The sequence below is a fragment of the Marinobacterium sedimentorum genome, from assembly GCF_024267675.1.
In the GTDB taxonomy this organism is placed as follows: Bacteria; Pseudomonadota; Gammaproteobacteria; order Pseudomonadales; family Balneatricaceae; genus Marinobacterium_A; species Marinobacterium_A sedimentorum.
Window position 1 is genome coordinate 13454 of record NZ_JALDYX010000015.1, and the last position, 22133, is coordinate 35586.

At 61.0% G+C, this 22133-nt stretch carries 21 protein-coding genes; 13 read left to right on the plus strand and 8 right to left on the minus strand.

All coding sequences use genetic code 11. From position 1 onward, the window contains the following. Positions 1-3: 3 nt before the first annotated feature. The 3 genes from MRS74_RS13530 to MRS74_RS13540 form a co-directional block, all read right to left on the minus strand. A complete protein-coding gene (locus tag MRS74_RS13530) occupies positions 4-2061 on the minus strand; it encodes a LodA/GoxA family CTQ-dependent oxidase (RefSeq protein WP_254580809.1) in 2058 nt (685 codons plus the stop codon). Between the two features lie 61 nt (positions 2062-2122). Further along, a complete protein-coding gene (locus MRS74_RS13535) occupies positions 2123-3484 on the minus strand; it encodes a hypothetical protein (RefSeq protein ID WP_254580810.1) in 1362 nt (453 codons plus the stop codon). A gap of 446 nt (positions 3485-3930) precedes the next feature. Continuing rightward, entirely contained in the window at positions 3931-4329 is a 399-nt protein-coding gene (locus MRS74_RS13540; RefSeq protein WP_254580811.1) for a PA2817 family protein, read from the minus strand. Positions 4330-4590: 261 nt separating this feature from the next. Here MRS74_RS13540 and MRS74_RS13545 point away from each other — a divergent pair, with 261 nt between their 5' ends. The 7 genes from MRS74_RS13545 to MRS74_RS13575 all read left to right on the plus strand — a co-directional run bounded on the left by MRS74_RS13545 (position 4591) and on the right by MRS74_RS13575 (position 10954). Beyond that, the gene (locus MRS74_RS13545) at positions 4591-5526 is read left to right on the plus strand and encodes an ABC transporter ATP-binding protein (RefSeq protein ID WP_254580812.1); all 936 of its coding nucleotides are present in this window, start codon (positions 4591-4593) and stop codon (positions 5524-5526) included. A gap of 80 nt (positions 5527-5606) precedes the next feature. Then, positions 5607-6380, plus strand: a complete 774-nt coding sequence (locus MRS74_RS13550; protein WP_254580813.1) for an ABC transporter permease — start codon at positions 5607-5609, stop codon at positions 6378-6380. Beyond that, positions 6377-7204, plus strand: a complete 828-nt coding sequence (queF, locus tag MRS74_RS13555; protein WP_254580814.1) for an NADPH-dependent 7-cyano-7-deazaguanine reductase QueF — start codon at positions 6377-6379, stop codon at positions 7202-7204. The genes MRS74_RS13550 and queF overlap by 4 nt, the downstream gene beginning before the upstream one ends. A gap of 36 nt (positions 7205-7240) precedes the next feature. Then, entirely contained in the window at positions 7241-7801 is a 561-nt protein-coding gene (locus MRS74_RS13560; protein ID WP_254580815.1) for a nitroreductase family protein, read from the plus strand. Position 7802: 1 nt separating this feature from the next. After that, complete coding sequence (locus MRS74_RS13565; RefSeq protein WP_254580816.1) at positions 7803-8258, plus strand: YiiD C-terminal domain-containing protein; 456 nt, start codon at positions 7803-7805, stop codon at positions 8256-8258. Positions 8259-8501: 243 nt separating this feature from the next. Then, positions 8502-8711 carry a heavy-metal-associated domain-containing protein gene (locus MRS74_RS13570; protein ID WP_254580817.1) on the plus strand — a complete coding sequence of 70 codons (210 nt, stop codon included), beginning with the start codon at positions 8502-8504 and terminating at the stop codon, positions 8709-8711. Positions 8712-8716: 5 nt separating this feature from the next. Then, positions 8717-10954: a heavy metal translocating P-type ATPase gene (locus MRS74_RS13575; protein WP_254580818.1), complete on the plus strand. Its 2238-nt coding sequence runs from the start codon at positions 8717-8719 to the stop codon at positions 10952-10954. 216 nt (positions 10955-11170) lie between these two features. Here the strand turns inward: MRS74_RS13575 and MRS74_RS13580 are convergent, their stop codons facing one another. After that, positions 11171-11779, minus strand: coding sequence for a peptidylprolyl isomerase (locus tag MRS74_RS13580; protein WP_254580819.1), 609 nt, complete (start codon positions 11777-11779; stop codon positions 11171-11173). A gap of 214 nt (positions 11780-11993) precedes the next feature. Here MRS74_RS13580 and MRS74_RS13585 point away from each other — a divergent pair, with 214 nt between their 5' ends. From MRS74_RS13585 to MRS74_RS13600, 4 genes are all read left to right on the plus strand, one after another. After that, entirely contained in the window at positions 11994-12758 is a 765-nt protein-coding gene (locus tag MRS74_RS13585; protein ID WP_254580820.1) for a DUF6134 family protein, read from the plus strand. After that, on the plus strand, positions 12725-13492 hold the full coding sequence (locus MRS74_RS13590) for an SDR family NAD(P)-dependent oxidoreductase (RefSeq protein ID WP_254580821.1): 768 nt from the start codon (positions 12725-12727) through the stop codon (positions 13490-13492). Before MRS74_RS13585 ends, MRS74_RS13590 begins: the two co-directional genes overlap by 34 nt. After that, positions 13489-13926 (plus strand): nuclear transport factor 2 family protein, encoded by a 438-nt coding sequence (locus tag MRS74_RS13595; RefSeq protein WP_254580822.1) that lies wholly within the window; start codon positions 13489-13491, stop codon positions 13924-13926. The genes MRS74_RS13590 and MRS74_RS13595 overlap by 4 nt, the downstream gene beginning before the upstream one ends. A gap of 146 nt (positions 13927-14072) precedes the next feature. Beyond that, a complete protein-coding gene (locus tag MRS74_RS13600) occupies positions 14073-15941 on the plus strand; it encodes a PTS fructose transporter subunit IIABC (RefSeq protein WP_254580823.1) in 1869 nt (622 codons plus the stop codon). 42 nt (positions 15942-15983) lie between these two features. Here the strand turns inward: MRS74_RS13600 and MRS74_RS13605 are convergent, their stop codons facing one another. From MRS74_RS13605 to MRS74_RS13620, 4 genes are read right to left on the minus strand one after another with little or no spacing between them, the layout of a single operon-like run. Further along, positions 15984-17312, minus strand: a complete 1329-nt coding sequence (locus MRS74_RS13605) for an MFS transporter (RefSeq protein ID WP_254580824.1) — start codon at positions 17310-17312, stop codon at positions 15984-15986. An 8-nt stretch (positions 17313-17320) separates the two neighbouring features. Beyond that, positions 17321-18568, minus strand: a complete 1248-nt coding sequence (locus tag MRS74_RS13610; RefSeq protein WP_254580825.1) for an SAM-dependent methyltransferase — start codon at positions 18566-18568, stop codon at positions 17321-17323. Further along, positions 18555-19391, minus strand: coding sequence for a DUF1365 domain-containing protein (locus tag MRS74_RS13615; protein WP_254580826.1), 837 nt, complete (start codon positions 19389-19391; stop codon positions 18555-18557). Before MRS74_RS13615 ends, MRS74_RS13610 begins: the two co-directional genes overlap by 14 nt. Next, entirely contained in the window at positions 19388-20743 is a 1356-nt protein-coding gene (locus MRS74_RS13620; RefSeq protein WP_254580827.1) for an NAD(P)/FAD-dependent oxidoreductase, read from the minus strand. The genes MRS74_RS13615 and MRS74_RS13620 overlap by 4 nt, the downstream gene beginning before the upstream one ends. A 196-nt stretch (positions 20744-20939) precedes the next feature. Between MRS74_RS13620 and MRS74_RS13625 the strand changes: the two genes are divergently transcribed. Further along, complete coding sequence (locus MRS74_RS13625; protein WP_254580828.1) at positions 20940-21473, plus strand: sigma-70 family RNA polymerase sigma factor; 534 nt, start codon at positions 20940-20942, stop codon at positions 21471-21473. Continuing rightward, complete coding sequence (locus tag MRS74_RS13630) at positions 21470-22126, plus strand: ChrR family anti-sigma-E factor (RefSeq protein ID WP_254580829.1); 657 nt, start codon at positions 21470-21472, stop codon at positions 22124-22126. The genes MRS74_RS13625 and MRS74_RS13630 overlap by 4 nt, the downstream gene beginning before the upstream one ends. Positions 22127-22133: the final 7 nt, after the last annotated feature.

Sequence of the window (22133 nt, forward strand, 5' to 3'; positions counted from 1 at the left end):
CACTCAGGCGTCCGACTTTGTCGGTGTCACAGACGTGGGCCAGGGCTGCACTATATCGCCATTGGCGCTGTACAGGCTCGCGACTTCGAGGAACTTGTCACTGCCGTAGTCGCCGCCCTGGCCGTCGGCTATCTGGCTGCCCTGGATGATAAAGCCGGTTTTGTGCCAGTTGTGCATGAAGTCGATATATCGCTGATAGCGCCCTTCGTTCTGCGGCAGGTTGGTGTGGGTGAGGTTCTCTGCGCCCTCGCCGTCGCCCCGGATGCTGAACACCTGTCCGCCCAGGTTCCAGGCCTTGCGTTGTGCATCGAAGGTGCAGGCGTCCACGGGATGCACCTGCACCGGCCGCTGCGCGGGCCATGACCAGTAGAGGGTATTGTTGGCCGACGGGTTGGGGTCCGGCGTGTGCACGGCGCAGCTGTTGTAGTCCGTGTGCCAGGGCTGGGACATGAACTTGCTCAGGTCACCCGGTTCGACCGGCGTGCTGCGAAGCGGTACATAGCCGACATCCAGAAAGGGCTGACTCCGGGTAGTGGCGGCATAGTTCAGTGGTTTGCGATTGATGCGCAGCGGTCCGGTGACGCCCTGCCACGGCTGCTGGTACAGATTGATATCCCGCACGATGAAGGTCAGGTCGATACCGGGAGAGTAGCGCCCGCCCAGGCAGTTTTCCAGCACCACCCGGTCGAGTTTTTCGCCGGCGCCCAGGGGGGCACCCGACTCCAGGCTTTTGCCGTTGTACCACTGCATCATCAGGAAATACTGGGTGCGGGTGAGTGACAGAAAGCTTTTCTGGGCATCGCCCAGTGCCAGCGGCATCTTCACGCCCTGGCTGTCTTCTTCGCTGGCGTTGGGGTCGCGAATCAGCGACTGGAAGTTGGGGATCTTGGCTTTAGGATCGTCGGATGGTTTGATCGCGGCGACCCAGTTGTGGCCCTGTACGCCCTGTGCCGGGAGGTTGGTATTCCAGCGCTGCAGAAAGGCACCGTGAAAGACCGGCAGGATATCCTGATTGAAAGACGCCTGGTAATCGGGGTTGTATTCACCATTGCTGAACAGCGACGGGATCAGCGCCAGCTCCTCGACCCAGGTGCTGAAGACATCGTCCCAGGTCGAGACCACGTTGCGGGTTTGCGGTGCATAGGCGGGGTCCGTGGAGACGAACCAGGCGCCGGTGGCGCTGACCGCCGAGCCATCATCGAACAGGATCATGGCGTCCACCGGGCCATCCGCGACATCGTCGAACCAGCCATCGTTGTCGATAGCGTTCTCGAGTGTCGGCTTTTTGCCATCGGCATCGACAAAGGAGAAGGCCTCGCCAAAACCGCCGGCCACGATCAGCCGACCGGTACCCGCCTCGATCCTCAGATCGCCGAGCGATTTGATGCAGCCCAGCTCCGGGTTCAGGTTCTGGAAATGGTCGCCCGGAAAACTCACCGGGTAATCGGGCAGCGGCTGGATCGCGCCATTGGCGTCGCTATAGCTGCAGGGCGAATCGGCGCTGAACGCGATCACCCTCTGTGCGCTGTCCGTCGCGCGGATCGCCCGGGGGCCGGCATCGATAACCAGCCGGGTACGCCGGGTCGCATCGCCCAGGGAGTTGCCATAGCTGGGGTTGCGCAGCGGCGGGGTAGCGTTGTCCTGGTAGGCTTCGATGCCTTCTTCCTGGCCATTGCCGCTGGTAATTTTGAAGTTGTTGTTCTTCTTGTTGGCCAGATGGACGGTCCAGACAATATCAGTGACCGTCTTGCCGTCGATGCAATCGCCGACCTTGATCTCCCTGCCGGGATCCTCGGACGGGTAGCTGTGCTGTTCGGCGCTGTAAGTAAAAATGCGATAGCGCGCGGCCTGGCGCACGACATTCTGGCTGGCATCGCGCAACGCCTGGGCGTCGATTGGCCTGTCCTCGGTGCCCGGCTGGATCGGCAGCCCGCCAAAGAGTCCGCTGGTTTTGTCCAGCACTTCACCGGCGGCGGTTTCCGGTGCCAGATAGAAATCGTCGCTGTTGCCGACGCGGCCAAAATTGATGGCGGGATGAATGCGAAAAATGCTGTTGCTCATGAGGATGCACCCTGTAATTCGATGAAAATGGTATGGCCCGATGAATGCACAGGCGGCCGGCCTAGTTGGTGCCGGCCTTTTTTTGCTGCGCCAGCTCCTGCGACCAGAAATACAGATTCACGAAGGCGTGGCTGATGTTCAGGTTGAGGCCCGGCAGTGGATCGAGCGACGTCGTCGGGGGAAAGCGTTGCAGGGTGTTGTGGCAACGAAAGCAGTTGTTCATCGTGCTCTGGGACTGGGTGAAGGTTTCGACCGCCGCATTGGACAGTTTCAGCGAACCGGTCAACAGCTGCTTGCCGTCTTCGGTATCGGTCGCCAGGGTCATATTGGGCTCAAGGGTGGCGCCGGGCGCAAACCAGATGGCGCCCACCTGGAAATAGTTGGACCAGACATCCTCGCCGGACAGTTGTGACAGCACGCTGCTGTTCAGGCGCTTGACGTCGGCAATGTTGGTCGGGACGCTCTGTGTCGTCTGGTTGGGATCGTTGCCAAAGGCATAACGGCGGCAGATCTGGGTGATCGGCGACAACGTCTGTGATGCCTCGTCCAGCTTGAGTTCGACGGACTTGGCGGGATTGATGTTGCAGCCCGAATAGGGGGTGTTGGCCTTGTAGAAGGTCCAGTCCCGGTCAGATATAAGGGTATCGGCATCGAATGTGGCCGGTACATCGGGGGCATTGTCCTTATGCTCGAAGGTGGCCCAGATCATCTCCGGATGATCCTTGACCACGCCGCCGATATGGAAACCCACCAGTGCCAGGGTGGCGTCTATTGGCTGGGTGTCGTCGACGACAATGGCGCCGTCCCGGTTGACCAGCTTGTAGACGGACGAGGGCATGGTGAAAAAACCATCCGTGTTTTCACCCGGCATGACGACTTTCCAGGATGCCTTGAGTTCCAGTGTATCGACCGGGAAGGGGGTTTGCGGATTGAACTGCCGGACGACTTCAGGATCGAGCAGTTTCTGGTCCTGAATAAAGGATATGAAGGTGTCGTTCAGGTACTGGGAATAATAAAGCGACCGCCCATTTTGATCGATCATGATGCCTTCAGTGCCGGCCTGGAGGTATTCATCCAGCGCTCTGGGCGAGGCCGATTTCTCCAGCCGGGGCAGCATGCTTGAGCGGTTGTCCAGGTCCAGCAGTGTGTAGGGGGACTGAAACGAGAGAAAGCGCGGTTTGCCGTCGACCTCCTGGGTCAGCCAGAGAAACATCTGCCAGGACCAGCGATGAAAGGAACAGGCCGAGTCGGGCGTGAAATTCGCGCTGTCGGGCTCCGGTGTCTGATCATGGGGAAACCAGCCTTCGATCGCGGTGCAGTTGTCGTCCGGGCTGGTGCCGGATTGCGCTGCCCCGGCCGAAAAACCTGCCAGTGACAGCAGCGCAGCGAGGCCTAGGGTCCCGCATGAAAATCGGTTACTCATGGTCAATTCCCTTTGAAGTTATTGTTAATTGTCAGGGGTATTTTTTCTGGATTTTCAGATTTTTCTATATTAAGGACGGCTGTCCACAGCTATTGAGTGGGGTAAAGACTAGTCGCAGAGGCAGGGGGGTTCAAATATTTAAACAGATGTTTGAAAGCGCGGGCTTCAATCTATTGAAATACTTGGAGATAGTGTTCAGACAAGCGCCGGGCAAGTAACGTCAGGCGGCAGGGCGGCAGCTGTTCTGCATTACCCAGGCAGAGCCGATGCCCGGGTTCGAATATAAAGAGCATCGCGGCGCGCTGAGCCCGTTCCGTCGCGCCGGCGTTTACTCGACCCTCGCGGATTGACAGTGCCGCTGTAGCGGGCACCGCCCCGGAGGCTTTCTCCGGGAATACTCTGGTTCCCGGCGGGCGAGGGAGCAGGGGCCGGTTGATGTCGGTCTGTCAGTGCAGGCCCAGCAGTCGTGCGCGGGATTCTTCGTAATTGAAGGTTTCACCGGCGGATTCTGCAGCATAGCGTGCTTCATCCAGCTGCTGGAATATCTCGATTTCATCGTCCGGCATGAAATGCAGCAGCTCGCCACCAAAGAGCCAGAACAGGTCGCGGGGCACCAGCGGCACCAGGTCCGGGTAATGTCGTACCAGACGGGCCAGAATTTGCTGGCCGGATTCGATATAATCCCCGCGCATGTGCTCAAGGTCCGCCACCAGGGCAATCAGTTGCTGTTGAAACTCGATCTCGTTTTCCCCCAGCTCGGCCTGGTTGAATGGCGCCTGGCGCAGCAGGTTGTTGCTGGCGACTTTGAGCAGATTGAGCTGGAACTGGTGATAATCGGCAATCATCGGTGGCTACCCTCGGTTGAAGGGGCGCTATTTTAGCAAAGGATGGGGCCGGGGCGAGCATTGTTCAGCGCGATTTTGCAGGCTGCGGGAGTGGTGTGGGCATTCCCGCGGGGCCGTTCGAGGTTGAAATTGAGGCCCTGTGGCCGCATATAGTGAGCCTCTGAAGCCGTCGCACCTGCAGCTGCAAGGCGCATCCAGGCCCCACGGGCCTGTCGACACCCATTCAGCGGCTCCCGCGGGCCGAACAGACAGGATGAATACATGACCGCTGCGCTATCGATACGCAATCTTTGTAAAACCTATGACAACGGCTTTGAAGCCCTCAAGGGCGTTTCGCTGGAAGTGCAGCAGGGCGACTTCTTTGCGCTGCTGGGGCCCAATGGCGCCGGCAAGTCCACCACCCTGGGGATCGTATCCTCGCTGGTCAACAAGAGCTCGGGGGAGGTAGAGGTCTTTGGTCACAGCCTGGACAAGGCCCACGCCCAGGCCAAGATGTGTCTTGGCGTAGTACCACAGGAGTTCAACTTCAACCAGTTTGAGAAGGTGATGGATATAGTCACCACCCAGGCGGGCTATTACGGCATAGCGCCACGTCTTGCGCGGGAGCGGGCGGAGTTCTATCTGAAAAAACTCGGTCTCTGGGATAAGCGCAACCAGGTGTCGCGCATGCTTTCCGGCGGCATGAAGCGACGCCTGATGATTGCCAGGGCACTGGTGCACGAGCCCAGGGTGCTGATTCTGGATGAGCCCACGGCGGGTGTGGATATCGAGCTGCGTCGCTCCATGTGGGCCTTCCTGCAGGAAATCAACCGCGCCGGCACCACCATCATTCTGACCACGCACTATCTGGAAGAGGCCGAGAGCCTGTGTCGCAATATTGCAATTATCGACCATGGCCGCATCGTCAAGAACACCAGCATCAAGGCGCTGTTGCAGCAGCTGAATACCGAGACCTTCATTCTGGACATAGACCCGCCCCAGAGCGTCTTGCCGGCACTGAATGGATACAAGGCGCGCCTCGAAGACGACCATACGCTGGTGGTGGATGTGGAGAAAACCCAGGGGCTGAGCGGGCTTTTCGCCGAGCTGTCGCAGCAACGCATTGAAGTGCAAAGCATGCGCAACAAGGCTAACCGGCTGGAAGAGCTGTTCGTCAGCCTGGTGGACAAAAACCTCAAGGACGAGAAGAGCGCCTGAGAGGTGTGGCAGAAATTGGCAAGTCCGCCGTGTGCATGATCACCGGCGATTATTTTGTTCAAGTTTTAACAGGAGAGTGCATGAAACCGCGGGAGCTCTTTATTGCCTTCTGGACGATAGTCGTCAAGGAAATACGCCGATTCATGCGTATCTGGCCGCAGACACTGCTGCCGCCGGCCATCACCATGACGCTGTATTTCATTATATTCGGCAACCTGATCGGCAGTCGCATTGGCGAGATGGGCGGCTTCGATTACATGGAATACATAGTGCCAGGCCTGATCATGATGTCCGTGATCACCAATTCCTACGGCAATGTGGTGTCGTCCTTTTACGGCACCAAATTCCAGCGCAATGTCGAGGAATTGCTGGTATCGCCCATTCCCAACTGGATCATCCTCAGTGGCTATGTGGTGGGCGGTGTATCCCGTGGCGTGGGCGTGGGCCTGATCGTGACGCTGCTGTCACTGTTCTTCACCGACCTGCAGGTGCATCATCTGTTTGTGACCATCAGCATCGTGCTGATGACCTCGATCCTGTTTTCGCTGGGCGGCTTTATCAATGCTATCTATGCCAATTCCTTCGATGATATTTCCATCGTGCCCACCTTCATACTGACGCCGCTGACCTATCTGGGCGGTGTGTTCTATTCTATTCAGCTGCTGCCGGAATTTTGGCAGGGGGTGTCGATGCTGAACCCCATTCTGTATATGGTGAATACGTTCCGCTACGGCATTCTGGGCGTCAGTGACATCAATATCGTCTTCGCTTTCAGCATGCTGCTGGCCGTCATCGCGGTGCTGTTCAGCTATTCTTTGTACCTGTTGCAAAAAGGCAAGGGGATCCGCTCTTGAGTCACGAAGATCAGGTTTTGCACCAGTCCCCGCTGGGACAGGGCACCGCCTATGTCAACACCTACGACGCCGGTCAGCTTTACCCGATCGCGCGCAACCTCAACTGGGAAAAGCGGGGCATCGACCAGGCCAGTCTGCCCTTTGCCGGCGAAGACATCTGGAATGCCTACGAGGTGTCCTGGCTCAATGGCCGCGGCAAGCCGGTGGTGCGTCTGGCAGAGTTTCGAATTCCCGCCAGCTCCAGCCATATCATTGAATCCAAGTCGTTCAAGCTCTATCTCAACTCCTTCAACCTGAGCCGCTTTGACAGCGAGGCTGTGGTTAGTGCGCTGATGATGCAGGATCTGTCCAGCGCGGCAGGGGCACAGGTGCAGGTCAGGCTCATGGCCCCCGATGCCAGTGCGCCCATTGGCGCCTTCGAAGGCGCTTGCCTGGACGAGCTGGACGTGGACATTGATCACTATCAGCCTGCGCCCGAGCTGCTCGGTGCCGGCGAAAATGTAGTCAGCGAGAGCCTCTTCAGTCATCTACTCAAGTCCAACTGCCCGGTAACGGGCCAGCCGGACTGGGCCAGTATCCAGGTAAGCTACACAGGCCCGCAGATCGAACGCGAAGGGCTGTTGCGCTATCTGGTGTCTTACCGCGAACACGGTGATTTTCACGAGCAGTGCGTCGAGAATATCTTTATGGATATCTGGCAGCAGTGTCGCCCCGAATCCCTGACGGTGTATGCGCGCTATGTGCGCCGCGGTGGGCTGGATATCAACCCCTATCGCAGCAGCCAGCCAGGCGAGGCCCCCAACCTGAGGCTCGACCGGCAGTAACCCCTTATCGTGCCCTTAACTAGGAGACCCTATTCCATGGATGCACTGGATGCATTGATCAACCGCGTATCAATTCCGCTGCTAGAGGCACCGGGCCCCAGTGCCGAACAGCTGGAGCTGATGTTTCGCGCCGCGCTGCGCGCACCCGATCATGGCGGCATCCACCCCTGGCGCTTTCTGGTGATCGAAGGCGAGGGCCTGGATCGCCTGGGCGAGCTGTTTCTGGCGTCGGCCAAAGCACGCGATCCGCAACTGGCGCCGGAGCGCGGTGAAAAGCTGCTCAAGGCACCACGCCGCGCACCCACGGTGGTGGTGGTCATCGCCGCGACCCGTGAGCACCCGAAGGTGCCGCAGATCGAACAGCAGATTTCCGCCGGCTGTGCCGCCAACAACATCGTTACCGCAGCCCATGCCCTGGGTGTCGGTGCCATGTGGCGCACCGGCGATCCGGCCTATGATCCACAGGTATTGCAGGCTCTGGGGCTGGACGAACACGAATCCCTGGTGGGCTATGTCTATCTGGGAACGCCGAGCCGGCAGCGCAGCACCCCGGCGCTTGAGCCGAGCGATTTTGTCAGCCGCTGGGATGGCGCCTGAGATGAATGGCCCGACGGACATCGCTGATTTTCAGCACTGGCTGTTGGGCCAGATACCGCTGCTGAATCACATGGGGCTGGGGCCATTCCATTATGATGGCCAGCGGCTCGCGATTCCGGCGGCACTTGGGCCCAATATCAACGACAAGGGCACCGGCTTTGGTGGCTCCCAGGCGACTCTGGCGACCATCTGTGGCTGGTCACTCATAACGCTGTTGCTGAGCGAGCAGGGGCTGGACTGTGATCTGGTCATCGCGGATAGCCACCTGAAGTACCTGTCGCCGGTGGATGCGGACTTTGTTGCCCGCACGCAGTTGCCGGATCAGCCCGGCATTGATGCTTTTCTCGACAAGCTCAGAACGCGGCGCCGGGCGCGGCTGGATCTGACGATTGAGCTGTGCCAGGGCGAGCGCCTGGCCATGCGCATGACCGGCGCCTACGTGGCGTTGCTGCGCTAAGCCCCCCCGCCACTTGCCTGCCAATATGCACTCTCTGGTTTTTACCCGCCGTTGCACGCGGCTTGAGCATTTTCTGCCGCCTTTCTGTTCAGCGTTTTACGTCGAATCCGCCGCTTTGGGCCTCCTGTTCGTGGCGGGACTGGGTTTATTTAAAAGTGCATTTTTAGTCTTGACTCTGTAGTCGGGTTTAGGGTTTATGATGTCATCGAAGGTTACCCATACTGATAATCAAGCGAGGTTCCCATGACACACGAATATAAATTCAATCTGGTCGGCGTTTCCTGTGGCGGTTGCATCAGGACCATCGAAACCCGTTTTGCTGCCTCCGCTGAGGTCGAATCGGCAGAGTTTGATCTGCCGAGCAAAAGCGTTACCGTGCGCACAGCCGCCAGCAGTGACCTGATCATTGATCTGATCCAGGATGCGGGCTACAACGCCAGGCTGGAGGCATAGCAATCATGAGCAGCATTCACCAGTTCGCATTGCAGGGTGTGTCCTGTGCGGCCTGTGTGCGCACTATCGACAAGGCGTTGCAGTCTGAAGAGGGCATTCAGGCCTTCGCCATCAATTTTGCCGATCGCAGCGCCACGGTGCAGGCTGAAATCGAGCCTGGCCGCATTATCGATTCCATCCGGGCGGCGGGCTACGACGCCATGCTGGTCGAGGATGAAAACGACCAGGAACAGGTGCGCCAGGCCGAGCAGCAGCACTATCGCAAGGTGCTGCACCGCAGTTTGATTGCGCTGGCGCTGGGCAGCGCCATGATGGTGTCGGGCCTGCTGGGCTGGATGCCGGACATAGCCACCACGGCCGGGCGCCTTGAAGCCCTGGCCATGGGGCTGGTGACGCTGGCGGTGATGGTGTTCTGCGCCGGCAATATCTATCGTGGCGGCTGGCGCTCCATCGTACAGCGCAATTTGAACATGGATACGCTGATTGCGCTGGGTACCGGGGCGGCCTGGCTTTACTCCAGTGCGCTGCTGCTGGTGGCGCTCCTGGCACCGCAGCTGCTGGTGGCCGAGGCGCGGCACCTGTATTACGAGGCCGCCGTCATGATTCTGGGCTTTATCCTGCTGGGACAGGCGCTGGAGTCCCGTGCCCGGGGACAGACCTCGGATGCCATTCGCAAGCTGCTGGACCTGCAGCCCCGCACCGCCCGGCGTGTGCGAGATGGTGAGGAAACCGAGGTGCCGGTGGCGCTGCTGGTGCCAGGAGACCAGGTACGGATTTACCCTGGCGAGCGCATTCCGGTGGATGGCAAGGTGGTTGAGGGCAGCAGCCGGATTGACGAGTCCATGCTGACCGGCGAGCCAATACCGGTGAGCAAGGCCGCCGGTGATGCTGTGGTGGGCAGCACCCTGAACGGCAATGGCAGCCTGCTGATGGACGTCACCCATGTTGGTCGCCAGACGGTGCTGGCGCAGATTGTCGATACCGTGCGCCGGGCGCAGAACAGCAAGCCTGCGCTGGGCCGGCTGGCGGACCGCATCGCCGGCATCTTTGTACCGGTGGTGATCGTGCTGGCGCTGGTGACCGGGCTGGTGTGGTGGTGGTTCGGCCCCGAACCCCGTTACACCTATGCCCTGGTAACGCTGATGACGGTGCTGATTGTCGCCTGTCCCTGTGCCCTGGGTCTGGCGACGCCGATGTCGGTGATGGTCGGCGTCGGCCGTGCTGCCGGGCGCGGCATCCTGATCCGCAATGGTGAAGCCCTGCAGCGGGCGCGGGATATCACCACCCTGGTGCTGGACAAGACCGGCACCATTACCGAAGGCCACCCGGCCGTGACGGACGTGCAGCTGCTGGATGAGTCGCGGCGCGATGAGCTGCTGCGCTGGGCCAATGTGATAGAGCGGCGCTCCGAGCATCCGCTGGCACAGGCCATGGCCCGCTATACCCGCGAGCAGGCCGGTACGGCGGTGCTGGGCATGGTACCCGAGGCGTTTGAAGCCGTGTCCGGCGCAGGCGTCCAGGCCCGCATCGACGGGCATGACATTCTGCTGGGCAATGCCGCCTGGCTGGCGCAGCTGGGCATTGATTACAGCGCGCTGGAGGAAAAGGCCGAGCACTGGAGTGCCCAGGCCCGCTCCCTGGTATTCATGGCGGTGGATGGCCAGGCGCAGGCGCTCTTTGCCGTGGCGGACCCGGTGAAGGCGGGTGCAGTTGAGGCCATTGCCCAGCTGCGCGCCATGGGGCTGCGGGTCGTTATGCTGTCGGGAGACAATCAGCGCAGCGCCGAGGCGGTGGGCCGGGAAGTAGGGATCGATCAGGTATTTGCAGGTGTCAGGCCCGAGGAAAAGCAGGCCAAGATCAGCGAGTTGCAGGAGGCCGGCGAGATCGTTGCCATGGTGGGCGACGGCATCAATGATGCGCCGGCGCTGGCCCAGGCGGATATTGGCTATGCCATAGGTACAGGCACCGATATTGCGATCGATAGCGCCGATGTCACCCTGATGAGCGGAGCGCTGTCCGGCGTGGTGGAAGCCATTGCGATTTCGCGTGCCACGGTGCGCAACATCAAGCAGAACCTGTTTGGCGCCTTTGTCTATAACAGCGTGGCCATTCCAGTGGCCGCCGGCCTGCTGTTCCCGCTGACGGGAATCTTGCTGAACCCGGCGATTGCCGGTGCCGCCATGGCACTGTCATCGGTGACGGTGGTCAGCAACGCCAACCGGCTGCGCTGGATCAGGCTGTAATAACTAACCTGGCGGATAAATAGCTTGCCTCTCTATTTGCCCGTTATGTACAGGAAGTGAATGGGCACGTGCGTGGACATGCTGGGCTTCCTCAAGGGAAGACGTGGCGTTCGCATTGGGCCTTGGTTCCCATCAAAGGCCAATGATGCAGCATCCCTGCTGCATGCGTTAATCCGCCGGGATAATAGCTAGCCGGGCGGGGGTGTTCCGTTCGACCTATTGCGCCCCGGCATCCTGTTGCCGGGGCGTTTCTGTTTCTGTGGGCAGGAGCTTTATGTCCAGAATCAAGATCGGTGTTGTGGGTACATCACGGTGCGGCGCACGCACAGTGGTGGGGGTGCTACTGATATCGTTCACCACATCCATCCCCTTGAGGACCCGCCCAAAGACCGCGTAGCCGTGCTGGCTGCCCTGTGCGTCAAGCCTTGGGTTATCGACGCTGTTGATGAAGAATTGCGCGGTGGCACTGTGGGGGTCATTGGTGCGCGCCATGGCGAGGGTGCCGGCAAGATTGCTGAGGCCGTTACTGGATTCATTTTCGATGGGAGGGCGGGTCTGTTTTTTCTGCATGTCCTCGGTAAAGCCGCCGCCCTGAATCATGAAGCCAGGGATGACGCGGTGAAAGATGGAGCCGTTGTAGTAGCCCTCATCGACATACTGCAGAAAGTTGGCCACGGTTTTGGGGGCCTGGTCTTCAAAGAGCTCGATCTCCAGATTACCGGCGCTGGTTTGCATCTGGACCAGGGGGCCTGCCTGTACGGGCAGAACGCTGAGGCCGGCGATCAGGCCGCAGCACAAGGCTGTGTTACGCAAAAACTGTTTCATGGTTGCTGTCGTTCCGTTGCCCGGGACGGCAAGGGCGGGGCTGCGGTCCCGATCTGTCTATGGGGTTGTGCGTGCTAAGCAACCGTATTGAAGCCTGTGCTGCAGTGCAACGTCAAGGGTGCCTTATTCATCAGGCCAGCAGCAGAATGCCCAGCATGAATCCGATGCTGGCTGTATTGCGTATGCACAACCGGACTTACAGCTGGAACAGTTTATGAACGGGTGTGCACTGCGGTGGTTGGGTAAAGCAGGGCGGCTACTGGTGGTGACGCTGCTGGGTGCAGCGGCTCAGGTGCAGGCGACAACGACCCTGACACCGGGGGTACCGGCGCCACTGGTATTTGAGGTACAGCGTAACGCTGTTGTCATCGGCACTCACTGTGTGACCTTCTCCCGGGAATCGGAGCGCCTGCGGGTGGATGTCATGATGGATTTACAGGTGCCCATTGCGCTCTGGTTTGACTATAGCTATCGCTACAGTGCCACCGAATGGTGGCAGGCCGGCAGGCTCGATGCGCTGCGGGTGCATATTCAGGACGGCGCTGATCAGGTGCGCATCGATGCGCGCACCCGGGAGGGTCGGCTTGAAGTCGATGGCCCCCAGGGACTGCTGCGCATGACCCGCAACCTGCTGCCGAGCAATCACTGGAATGCCGCGGTACTGCATGAATCTCAGCTGCTGAATACCCTCACCGGCGGCACCAGTGCGCTTGATGTGACCCTTGAGGGCCGTGACAGAATCCCGCTGGCAGGCGGCGAGATTGAGGCTGACCGATATCTGCTGGGCGGGGATCTGGCCGACACCCGGGTCTGGTATGACCCTGAGGGCCTCTGGCGCGGGCTGGAATTTTCAGCTCGGGATGGCTCTTTTGTCCGCCTTTATCCCCGTGATATCGCCGCGCTTGCGGCCAACACCACTGAACCTCCCTGGAGCAGGAATCCGGTATGTCGAAAACTGACTGGTCCGTTGTCTGGATAACAGGGGCTTCCACTGGCATCGGCGCTGCGCTGGCGCTGGAACTGGCTCGCGGGGGCTGTACCGTTGCCATCAGCGCCCGTGGTACCGCAGCGCTGGAGGATCTGGCGCACCAGGCTAAGGGGCTTGCGGGCGAGCTCTGGCCCTATCCGCTGGATGTCACCGATGCCGCCGCCTGTGTGGCAACCCTGGAGCAGATTGAAGCCGAGCGCGGCGCTGTTACTTTGGCGGTGCTGAATGCCGGCAGCCACCGCGCTCTGACGCTGAATGAGTTCGAGGTGGCGGCGTTCGAATCCCTTATGCGGCTAAATTACATGGGCGTGGTAAATGTTGCCCTACCCCTGCTTGAGCGCATGCGCAGGCGCCGGTCGGGTCAGATGGCGATTACCGCGTCGCTCGCGGGTTACCGCGGCCTGCCCACGGCCAGTGCCTATGGCGCCAGCAAGGCCGCGCTGATTAATTTTGCCGAGGCGCTGGAGTTTGATCTCAAGGGTACGGGCATTGCGCTGAGCCTGATAAACCCGGGTTTCGTGCGCACCCCCCTGACCGATCGCAATACCTTTCCCATGCCGTTTCTGCTGGAGCCCGACGATGCGGCGCAGCGCATTATCCGGGGGTTGAGGCAGCGCCGTTTCGAGATTGCCTTTCCATGGCGATTTGTATTCGCTCTCAAGCTGTTTCGTCTGCTGCCATACTGGCTTTATTTTCCGCTCGTGCGCAGGATTACCCGTTCATGACCGCATATCAAACCTGCGCCCGCTACGTGGCGCTGTTCGAAACCCTGACGCCACAGAACATTGCACAACTGGAGCCATTGCTCAGTGAGCAGGTGCGCTTCAGGGATCCCTTCAATGATGTGTGCGGCTTTGCCGCAGTGCAGCGGCTGCTGGAAGACATGTTTGAACGTACCCGCGACCCGCGCTTTGAGGTCAGCCACTGGAGCCTGGATGGTGAATGTGGCTATGTCCTCTGGACCTTCACTGCCTTCCTGCCGGTGCTCGGTTCCTGGCAGGTAGAGGGTGTCTCGCGCCTGACCTTTGATGACCAGGGACGCATCGCCAGCCATGTTGATTACTGGGATGCCGGCGGTCTGTATGAAAAAGTGCCGTTGCTTGGTCGGGTGATACGCCTGATCCGGCGACGTCTGGGCAGGGTCCAGCAGGCGGCCTGATACCCCTGATTCGCGTTCTGGGCGTCGGCACCCTATGGTTGTAGCAGCGGTCAGGGATTGTGCCGTAAATCCAGGTACGCATCCAACCTGCGTCACGGGATTTCACGCAACGGGGCTTTTACAGCAGCAGTACGCGGGACACAGCCATGGCGCTGACGAATTTGCTGGCTGCCCATCAGATTGCACTCGATCTGGCGGGCAGCAGCAAGCGAGACATACTGGAACAGTTGGTGGATCTGCTGGACCGGGCCGGCAAACTGACGGATCGGGACGCCTTTCTCCAGGCCATACTGGCACGTGAAGACACCGGCAGCACCGGGCTGGAGCAGGGCGTCGCCGTACCCCATGCCCGTTCGGACAGCGTGCGCGAGGCGGCCATCGCCTTTGCCATAGTGCCCCGCGGAATCGAGTTTGCCGCGCTCGATGGTCAGCCGTCGAAGTTCTTTCTGATGATTGCCGAACCCGCCCAGGCGGACAGTCAGCATCTCGAGATCCTGGCCGCGGCGTCCTGCCACCTGATCGATCCGGTCTTTCGCGAACGCCTGCTGCACGCCCGGTCAGCGCAGGAAGTACTGCAGCAGTTTGCCGAAGCGGAAGGTGTGGTCATACCGGTTGAGCCGAGTGAGGCTGAAGCGCACCTGGTTGCGGTCACGTCCTGCCCGGCTGGCATCGCACATACCTACATGGCCGCCGAGCGACTGCACGAGGCGGCGCGGGCACTGCACATGGACCTGAAGGTCGAAACCCATGGCGCGGCGGGTGTCCGGACGCCGCTGACGGCGGCCGATATTCAGCAGGCCGACGCGGTCATACTGGCCGTCAATCGCAACATCGATCACCACCGATTTCTTGGAAAGCGGGTACTGCAGGTGCCCGTGACCGATGCTATCCGTCATCCGCGACGTCTGTTGCTGCGGGCGCTGCAATTGCCGCAGCCGGCGCATCATATGACCAAACAGCTTGTCGCCCAAGGGCCGAAAGAGGGCGGCTGGTCGGGCTTGTACCGCCATCTGATGACCGGTGTGTCCAGTATGCTGCCGTTTGTCGTCGGCGGCGGCATCCTCATTACGCTGTCTCTTCTGTTCGGTGTCGATGCTGCCGATCCGGCTTCGCCAAGTTACCATCCGCTGGCAAAACTGCTGCTCGACCTGGGAGGGCCGCAGGGCGCCTTTGGCCTGATGGTGCCGATACTGGCGGGCTTTATCGGGCGCAGTATCGCCGACCGGCCCGGGCTGATGCCGGCGATGGTCGGTGGCCTGATCGCCACCCAGGCCGGTGCCGGCTTTATCGGCGGCATGCTGGCGGGCCTCATTGGCGGCTACACAGTGCTGTTTCTGATGTGGCTGTGTCGCCCGCTGCCAGAAGCCCTGGATGCGATCAGAACGGTGCTGATCTACCCGGTGGCAGGCCTGCTGCTGTGCGGGGGCCTGATGTACTGGCTGGTCGAGCCCTTGGTCGCCGTCAATGTGGTGCTTGTGCACTGGCTCAATGGACTTGGCATTAGCAACCGCATTCTACTGGGCGCTCTGCTGGCCGGGCTGATGGCGGTGGATATGGGGGGGCCGGTCAACAAGGCGGCCTATACCTTTGGCATTGCCGCCATCGAAGCGGGCAATTACCTGCCCCAGGCTGCTGTCATGGCGGGCGGCATGGTACCGCCGCTGGGCCTGGGCATCGCGACCTGGCTGTTTGCCGGCTGTTTTACCGAGCTTGAGCGTCACTCGGGACGCGCCTGTCTGGTGATGGGGGCGTCCTTTATTACCGAGGGCGCTCTTCCCTATGCGGCAGCGGACCCGCTACGGGTGATTCCGGCCTGTGTCCTGGGTGCCATGGTGGCCGGCGGTCTGTCGATGGCCTTTGGCTGCGAACTGCTGGCGCCCCACGGCGGTATTTTCGTCATTCCGCTGGTGCATCACTGGCCAGGGTACATTGTTGCAATAGTCGCGGGCTCGCTGGTCACGGCCCTGCTGGTCGGACTGCTGAAAAACCTCAAGCGGGCGGACGCAGCCCACTGACGCACACCCGTGGCCTGGTGGTCAGCGCAGCCGTCGGCTCCGTCATTCGGTATGTCCGTCATGGCGCCTGGCCAGTCGGCGCTGGATAGCGCGGTGATGCCCGGGCCGCAGGGGGAAATTCCATAACAGCACAATGGCTGCACCCTTGCACAGGCAGGGCACGACGGCGTAGACCAGTGCCAGCAGCCACAATGATTGCGTTTTGGGCGCCGCAACATCGAAGCCACCTGCGCCGAGCAGCAGGAAGGCGCTGCCGGCCGAGAGTCCGAGAGCCAGTTTGGTGGCCATATTCCAGCAGGCGAAGAGGCTGGCATTGCGTTCGGCACCAAAGCGATAGCGATCCCAGTCCGCCACTTCAGCCTGGATCACGTGGGGCAGCGTCAGGTCGGCGCCCAGAGCTGCGCCGGTAATCAGGCAGATCGGCATGAACCAGAGTGCCGTGTCGGCATTCAGCAGCGGGGCAAAAGCAAAGGCCAGAATGGCCGCCAGCATGGCCAGACACCAGAGCCGTGCGCGTGGCACAAGGCGGCTCAGACCCTGCCACAGGGGCAGTGACAGTATGGCTGCGATAAAGTACAGCAGGATATAAAGCGCCCGGGCCTGGTCGCCGCCCCCCAGGTAAGACGATACGAACAGGGGAAACAGAATGGCGGCAAAGCCATTGCCCAGGCCATTGATGAACCAGCCCAGCAGCAGGCGAAGCGCCAGGCGGTTGTCGAGAAACAGCAGTTCGGGCCTGGCTGAGTGGCCAGCCGTCGGCGGCGGGGCCGGGGGCTGGGGCAGGCCGCGCAGTGCTTGCAGCGCGGCGAACCCGGCCGCCATGGCGAGTATTACCAGGGCATTGAGTGATTGCTGCACGCCAAGGCCCGCCAGTCCCAGCAGGGCAGGCAGAGCGGCGGAGAGTACCAGCCCACCCAGGGCCAGGGCCTCCCGGTAGCCGGTGGCGCGGTTGCGCTCCAGGCTGTCGGGGTGCAGGCGCGGCAGCCAGGCCAGGTACGGGATCTGAATCAGCGTCCAGCCGGCGTAGAACAGCAGCAGTGCGGTGAGCAGGCTCAGGGCGGCGCTGGGTGTTATCGGATTGACCAGAAGCAGCAGTGCTGGCGTGCAGATGAGTCCGCCTGTCAGTGTCAGGGTGGTTAGCGGCACCTTGGGATGGCGGTCCATAAAGAGCCCGACCAGCGGATCGGTGATGACGTCGAACAGCCGCGTCAGCAGCAGGATCAGTCCGATCTGCGTCAGTCCCAGGCCCCGCTGTTCGGCGTACCAGGTAGGCAGGAGCACATAGACGGCGACCGTTGGCAGCGCCAGTGGCAAGCCCAGCGCGCCATAGCGCCAGAGAGTCTCCTGTGTCAGCGCTGGCGGGCGTTCCACCACAGCGCCTAGTCGGCGCGAATCAGGTAGAAGCCGACATCAATGGCACCGTGGCGAAAGCCGCCGTCGCAGTAACCCAGGTAATAAAGCCACATGCGTTTGAAGCGCTCATCGAATCCCTGCGCCGAAATCTGGGGCCACCGCTGCAAAAAGGCATCGCGCCAGAGCCTGAGCGTCAGGGCATAGTCGGCGCCGAACTGTTCCTGGTGCATCAGCTCGAGCCCGGCGTGAGTGATTTCCTGCTGCAGGCGGGCACGGCTGGGCAGCATGCCTCCTGGGAAGATATAGCGCTGGATAAAGTCGGCACTGCGTCGGTATTCATCAAAACGATCATCCTCGATACTGATGATCTGCAGCAGCGCCAGGCCACCCGGTTTGAGACAGCGTTTGATCTGGGCGAAATATTCGGGCCAGTTTTCCTCACCCACGGCCTCGAACATTTCTATGGAGGCAATCCGATCGACCCGGGTATCGAGGTCGCGATAATCGGTCAGCGAGAAGTTGCACTGTGACTCCAGTCCCCGTTTGGCGATGCGCTCCCGGGACCAGGCCAGCTGTTCCCGGGACAGGGTAATACCACTGACCTGGCTGCCATACTCCGTGGCTGCAGTTTCGGCAAAGCCGCCCCAGCCGCAGCCGATTTCCAATACCTGCTGGCCGGGCTCGAGCTGGAGCAGGTCACAGATACGCCGGTACTTGTTTTGCTGGGCCTGCTCCAGGCTCTGTTGCGGATCGGCAAAGAGGGCTGAGGAGTAGGTCATGCCGGGGTCGAGCCAGAGCCGATAGAAATCGTTGCCCAGATCGTAGTGATAGGCAATGTTGCGCCGGCTGCCACGGCGGCTGTTGCGCCGTGCCAGGTGCGACAGGCGGTTCAGCGCGGCGCTCAGGGCGAAACCCTGGTCAAGCCGACCAAAGTTGGCCTCATTGCCCAGTGCCCAGAGTATCAGGGCGCTGATGTCCGGACTGTCCCATTCGCCTGCCATATAGCCTTGGGCCCAGCCGATCTGGCCGCCGAGCAGTAGTCGGCGCAGGGGGCGCAGGCTGTGCAGGCGAACCTCGGCTCGCACCCGGGGATTGTTCTGGTTGCCAACCCGAATCCACTGACCGTCGGGCAGCACCAGGTCCAGATGGCCAAACTCCATGCGGGCCAGCCAGCGGGCCAGAATGCGCACGCACAGCCGATTAAACCAGCCGGTCTTGACGGAATCGGCCAGGTGGGGCAGTTCAGTCGCAAGGCGGAACTCAGTGGGTTTCATGGGCGTTTTCTCCATCATCACGCTTTTTTATACCGGTGGCTGCGGTCTGCGCAGCGGCGCTCTCCGGCACGCAGGCCAGCGTCAGTGTATGGGCGGGGGGCGCAGGTTTGGGCTCAATGCGCAGGCCCTTGCACCACAGGCGCAGCGCTTCCCAGTGGATGCCGGCGACGACTTTCAGCGTCATCAGTGGGTAGCGCAGACAGGCGTGCAGCAGGGTGCGGTCACTCAGGGGGCGGCGTGTACCGCTGAAGCTGGCGCGAAACATCAGCGCATCGGCATGACGTTGTTCGATATGCACGCCGATGCGCCTGTCGGGCGCTTGCATCCAGAAGCGGTAGCGGCAGTCCAGCGGCATGAACGGCGACACATAGAAGCACTTGTCGACCTCGTGCATTAGCTGGTTGCTGTTGCTGGCGGGCAGCAGGTAGCTGTGGCGCTCGCCAAAGGTATTGCTGACCTCGTACAGAATGGCCTTGAGGTTGGCCTGGCTGTCGTAGCAGTAATAGACACTCAGAGGATTGAACACGAAGCCCAGAATGCGCGGATAACACAGCAGCAGGATTTTACCGTCGCCCAGGTGAATGCCCTGGTGCGCCAGCTGCTGCTGTATCTGCGTTTTCAGACCCGTGGCTGTGCCGTTGCCGTGATCGCGGTCGTAAAAGGCGTAGAGGTTAAAGCGATTGTGGGAGAACAGGCGCAGCTGTAACGCGTCAACCTGGTCCAGATCCAGCAGCAGCGCCATCACGCCATAGCGAAACCGGTGCACGCGCGGCAGCAGGCGGTGATGCACGACATGACCGAAATAGAGTGCCGACAGGCTCATGCAGACAGACCCCGACGGGCTTCTCGGTTCACGTGGATACGGTGATTGGGCGTATCCAGTGTCCAGGGGCGCGGACGTCCGCCCAGTTCTTCTGCCACGGCGAGGCCTGCCTGCAGGCCGTCTTCATGGAAACCGTAGCCAAAATAGGCGCCGCAAAACCAGGTGTTTTGCTGGCCCTGCAGATTCCACAGCTGTTTTTGCGCAGCCAGGGCTGCGAGCGAAAAGGTGGGATGGTCGTACAGGAAGCTGCGGTGCACGGTGCCGGGCTCGGGTTCGCGCAGCGGGTTCAGCGTCACGTACAGCGGCAAGGCATCGGGCAGGTGCTGCAGCCTGTTCATCCAGTAGCTGACGGAGACTTCCCGCTGGCCGTTGTGCTGCTGTGCCGCCAGATAATTCCAGCTGGCCCAGGCGGCCTTGCTGCGGGGCATCAGGCTGGAGTCTGAGTGCAGTACGGCGCGGTTGCGCTGATAACTGAATGCCCCCAGCAGTTTCTGTTCCAGGTTGCTGGGTGCGTGCAGCAGCTGCAGCGCCTGGTTGGCATGACAGGCCAGGACGACATGGTCGAAGGTTTCCCGTTCACCGTGCAGGAACTCCAGATTGATCTGACCTTCGCTGCGAACAATGCGGCGGATATGGCTGTTCAGACGCACCTCGCCGCGTCGGCGCAGGCCGGCTTCGATCCTGCTCACGTAGCTGCGACTGCCGCCCTTGACGGTGCGCCACTGGGGGCGGTTACTGAGCTGAACCAGGCCATGGTTCTGACAAAAGTGCAGGAAGGCCAGCGCCGGGTATTCCAGCATCAGGTCCACCGGGGTCGACCAGATGGCCGCCCCCATGGGCAGCAGGTGATCCTGAATAAAGGCTTTGCCATAGCCCTCGCGCTGCAGCAGTTCGCCCAGGGTCAGGCTGGCGGTGTCCGGGTCTTCGCAGTAGTGGGGGGCTTCGCGGTAGAAGCGCGACAGATCCAGCAGCATGGACCAGAAGCGCGGGCGCGCCAGATTGCGTTTTTGCGCCAGCAGGCCCGGCAGACCGGTGCCGCTGTATTCGAGCCGGCCCTGATCCAGCGAGACCCCGAAGGACATGTCAGACTCGTGGCTTTGGACGCCCAGAATCTGGAAAAAGCGCACCAGATTGGGGTAGTTGACCGGGTTATAGACGATAAAACCGGTATCCACGGCAACACTGATGGCGCCCTGGGTCACATCGACGGTATTGGAATGTCCGCCCAGTCGGTCATCCTTTTCGAACAGCGTTACCTGGTGTTGCTGACTGAGCAGCCAGGCGCTGGAGAGCCCCGAAATGCCCGAGCCGATGACCGCGATCCTGAGGGGGCGTATAGCCTGAATGTTCATGGCCTGTTCCTTTGCATCTTTGAGCTCCCTGTACGAAGATGGCCAGACATTCAGATCAGCGGCAGTGGGGTTAAATTGTCTTTTTGTCGTACTGATCCATCCACGCCGCACCTACGTATAGCAGGACAATGAACAAACAAAAACGTCCGGAGGCGATGTGGCTGCAGTCATCTCTTTGTTCAAACAGGCTCCCCCTGTGAAAGAGGAGTGGAGCGCCTGCCTGGCGGCACTTGGCGAGTCGCGGAACAAGGCCGAGTATGGCCGGCTGTTCCAGTACTTTGCTCCGCGCGTCAAAGCCTACATCATCCGTTTGGGCATGACGCCCGCCAATGCCGAGGAACTGGCGCAGGAAGCCCTGCTGTCGGTGTGGCGCAAGGCCCACATGTTCGACCCGGCCAAGGCGAATGCCAGTACCTGGATTTTCCGCCTTGCGCGCAACCTGTGCATTGATCGTCTGCGCCGCGAGAAGATCCAGTTCTATGAACTGGATGCCGACGAGCCCGATCCGGATGAACAGCATGCCGGTGAATCTGCGGTGCTGGCAACGCGCATGGCACAGGCCATTCGGACCTTGCCGGAGGCCCAGGCCCAGGTGCTGTATCTGTCCTATTACGAGGGGCGCAGTCATTCTGAAATTGCCCAGGCTATCGGGATTCCGCTGGGCAGTGTCAAAAGCCGGCTGCGCCTCGGGTTCGAAAAACTCAAACAGCTGTGGGGGGAGTCATCATGAACATTCGTCATCATCTCGATGATGCGACCCTGCTGGTGTACGCGGCGGGCTCGCTGTCTGAAGGCATGTCGCTGCTGGTTGCCAGTCATATTGATCGCTGTGCTCACTGCCAGGCGCGGGTACGCCAGGCGGAAGCGGTGGGCGGCGCCTTGCTTGAGGAGCTGGCACCGGTTGCGCTGGCGCCGGGTGCGCTGGATCAGGTGCTGGCATTGCTGGAAACCGATGCCGGCACGCCTGAAACACAGACGCCGGTGCGGGCCCGTGCGCAGTACGCAGACATACCGGCGCCGCTGGCGCAGTATCTGAACAAGCCGCTGGATGAACTGGACTGGCGTACCCTGGTGCCGGGGGTGCGCCAGCTGGATCTGCGCCTCGGTGGACCCGGCGCCACCCGTCTGCTGCGCATTGCGCCCGGCCTGTCGGTGCCACACCATAGCCACCGCGGTAATGAGCTGACGCTGATACTGCGTGGTTCCTACAACGATGAGCTGGGGCGCTTTCAGGCTGGTGATGTGGCCGACCTGGATGAGCAGGTTGCCCATCAGCCGATCAATGACAGCGGCGAGGATTGCATCTGCCTGATCGCCACGGATGCGCCATTGCGCTTCAGCGGATTGATGGGCCGGCTGGTGCAGCCATTTATCGGGCTTTAAGGGTGAA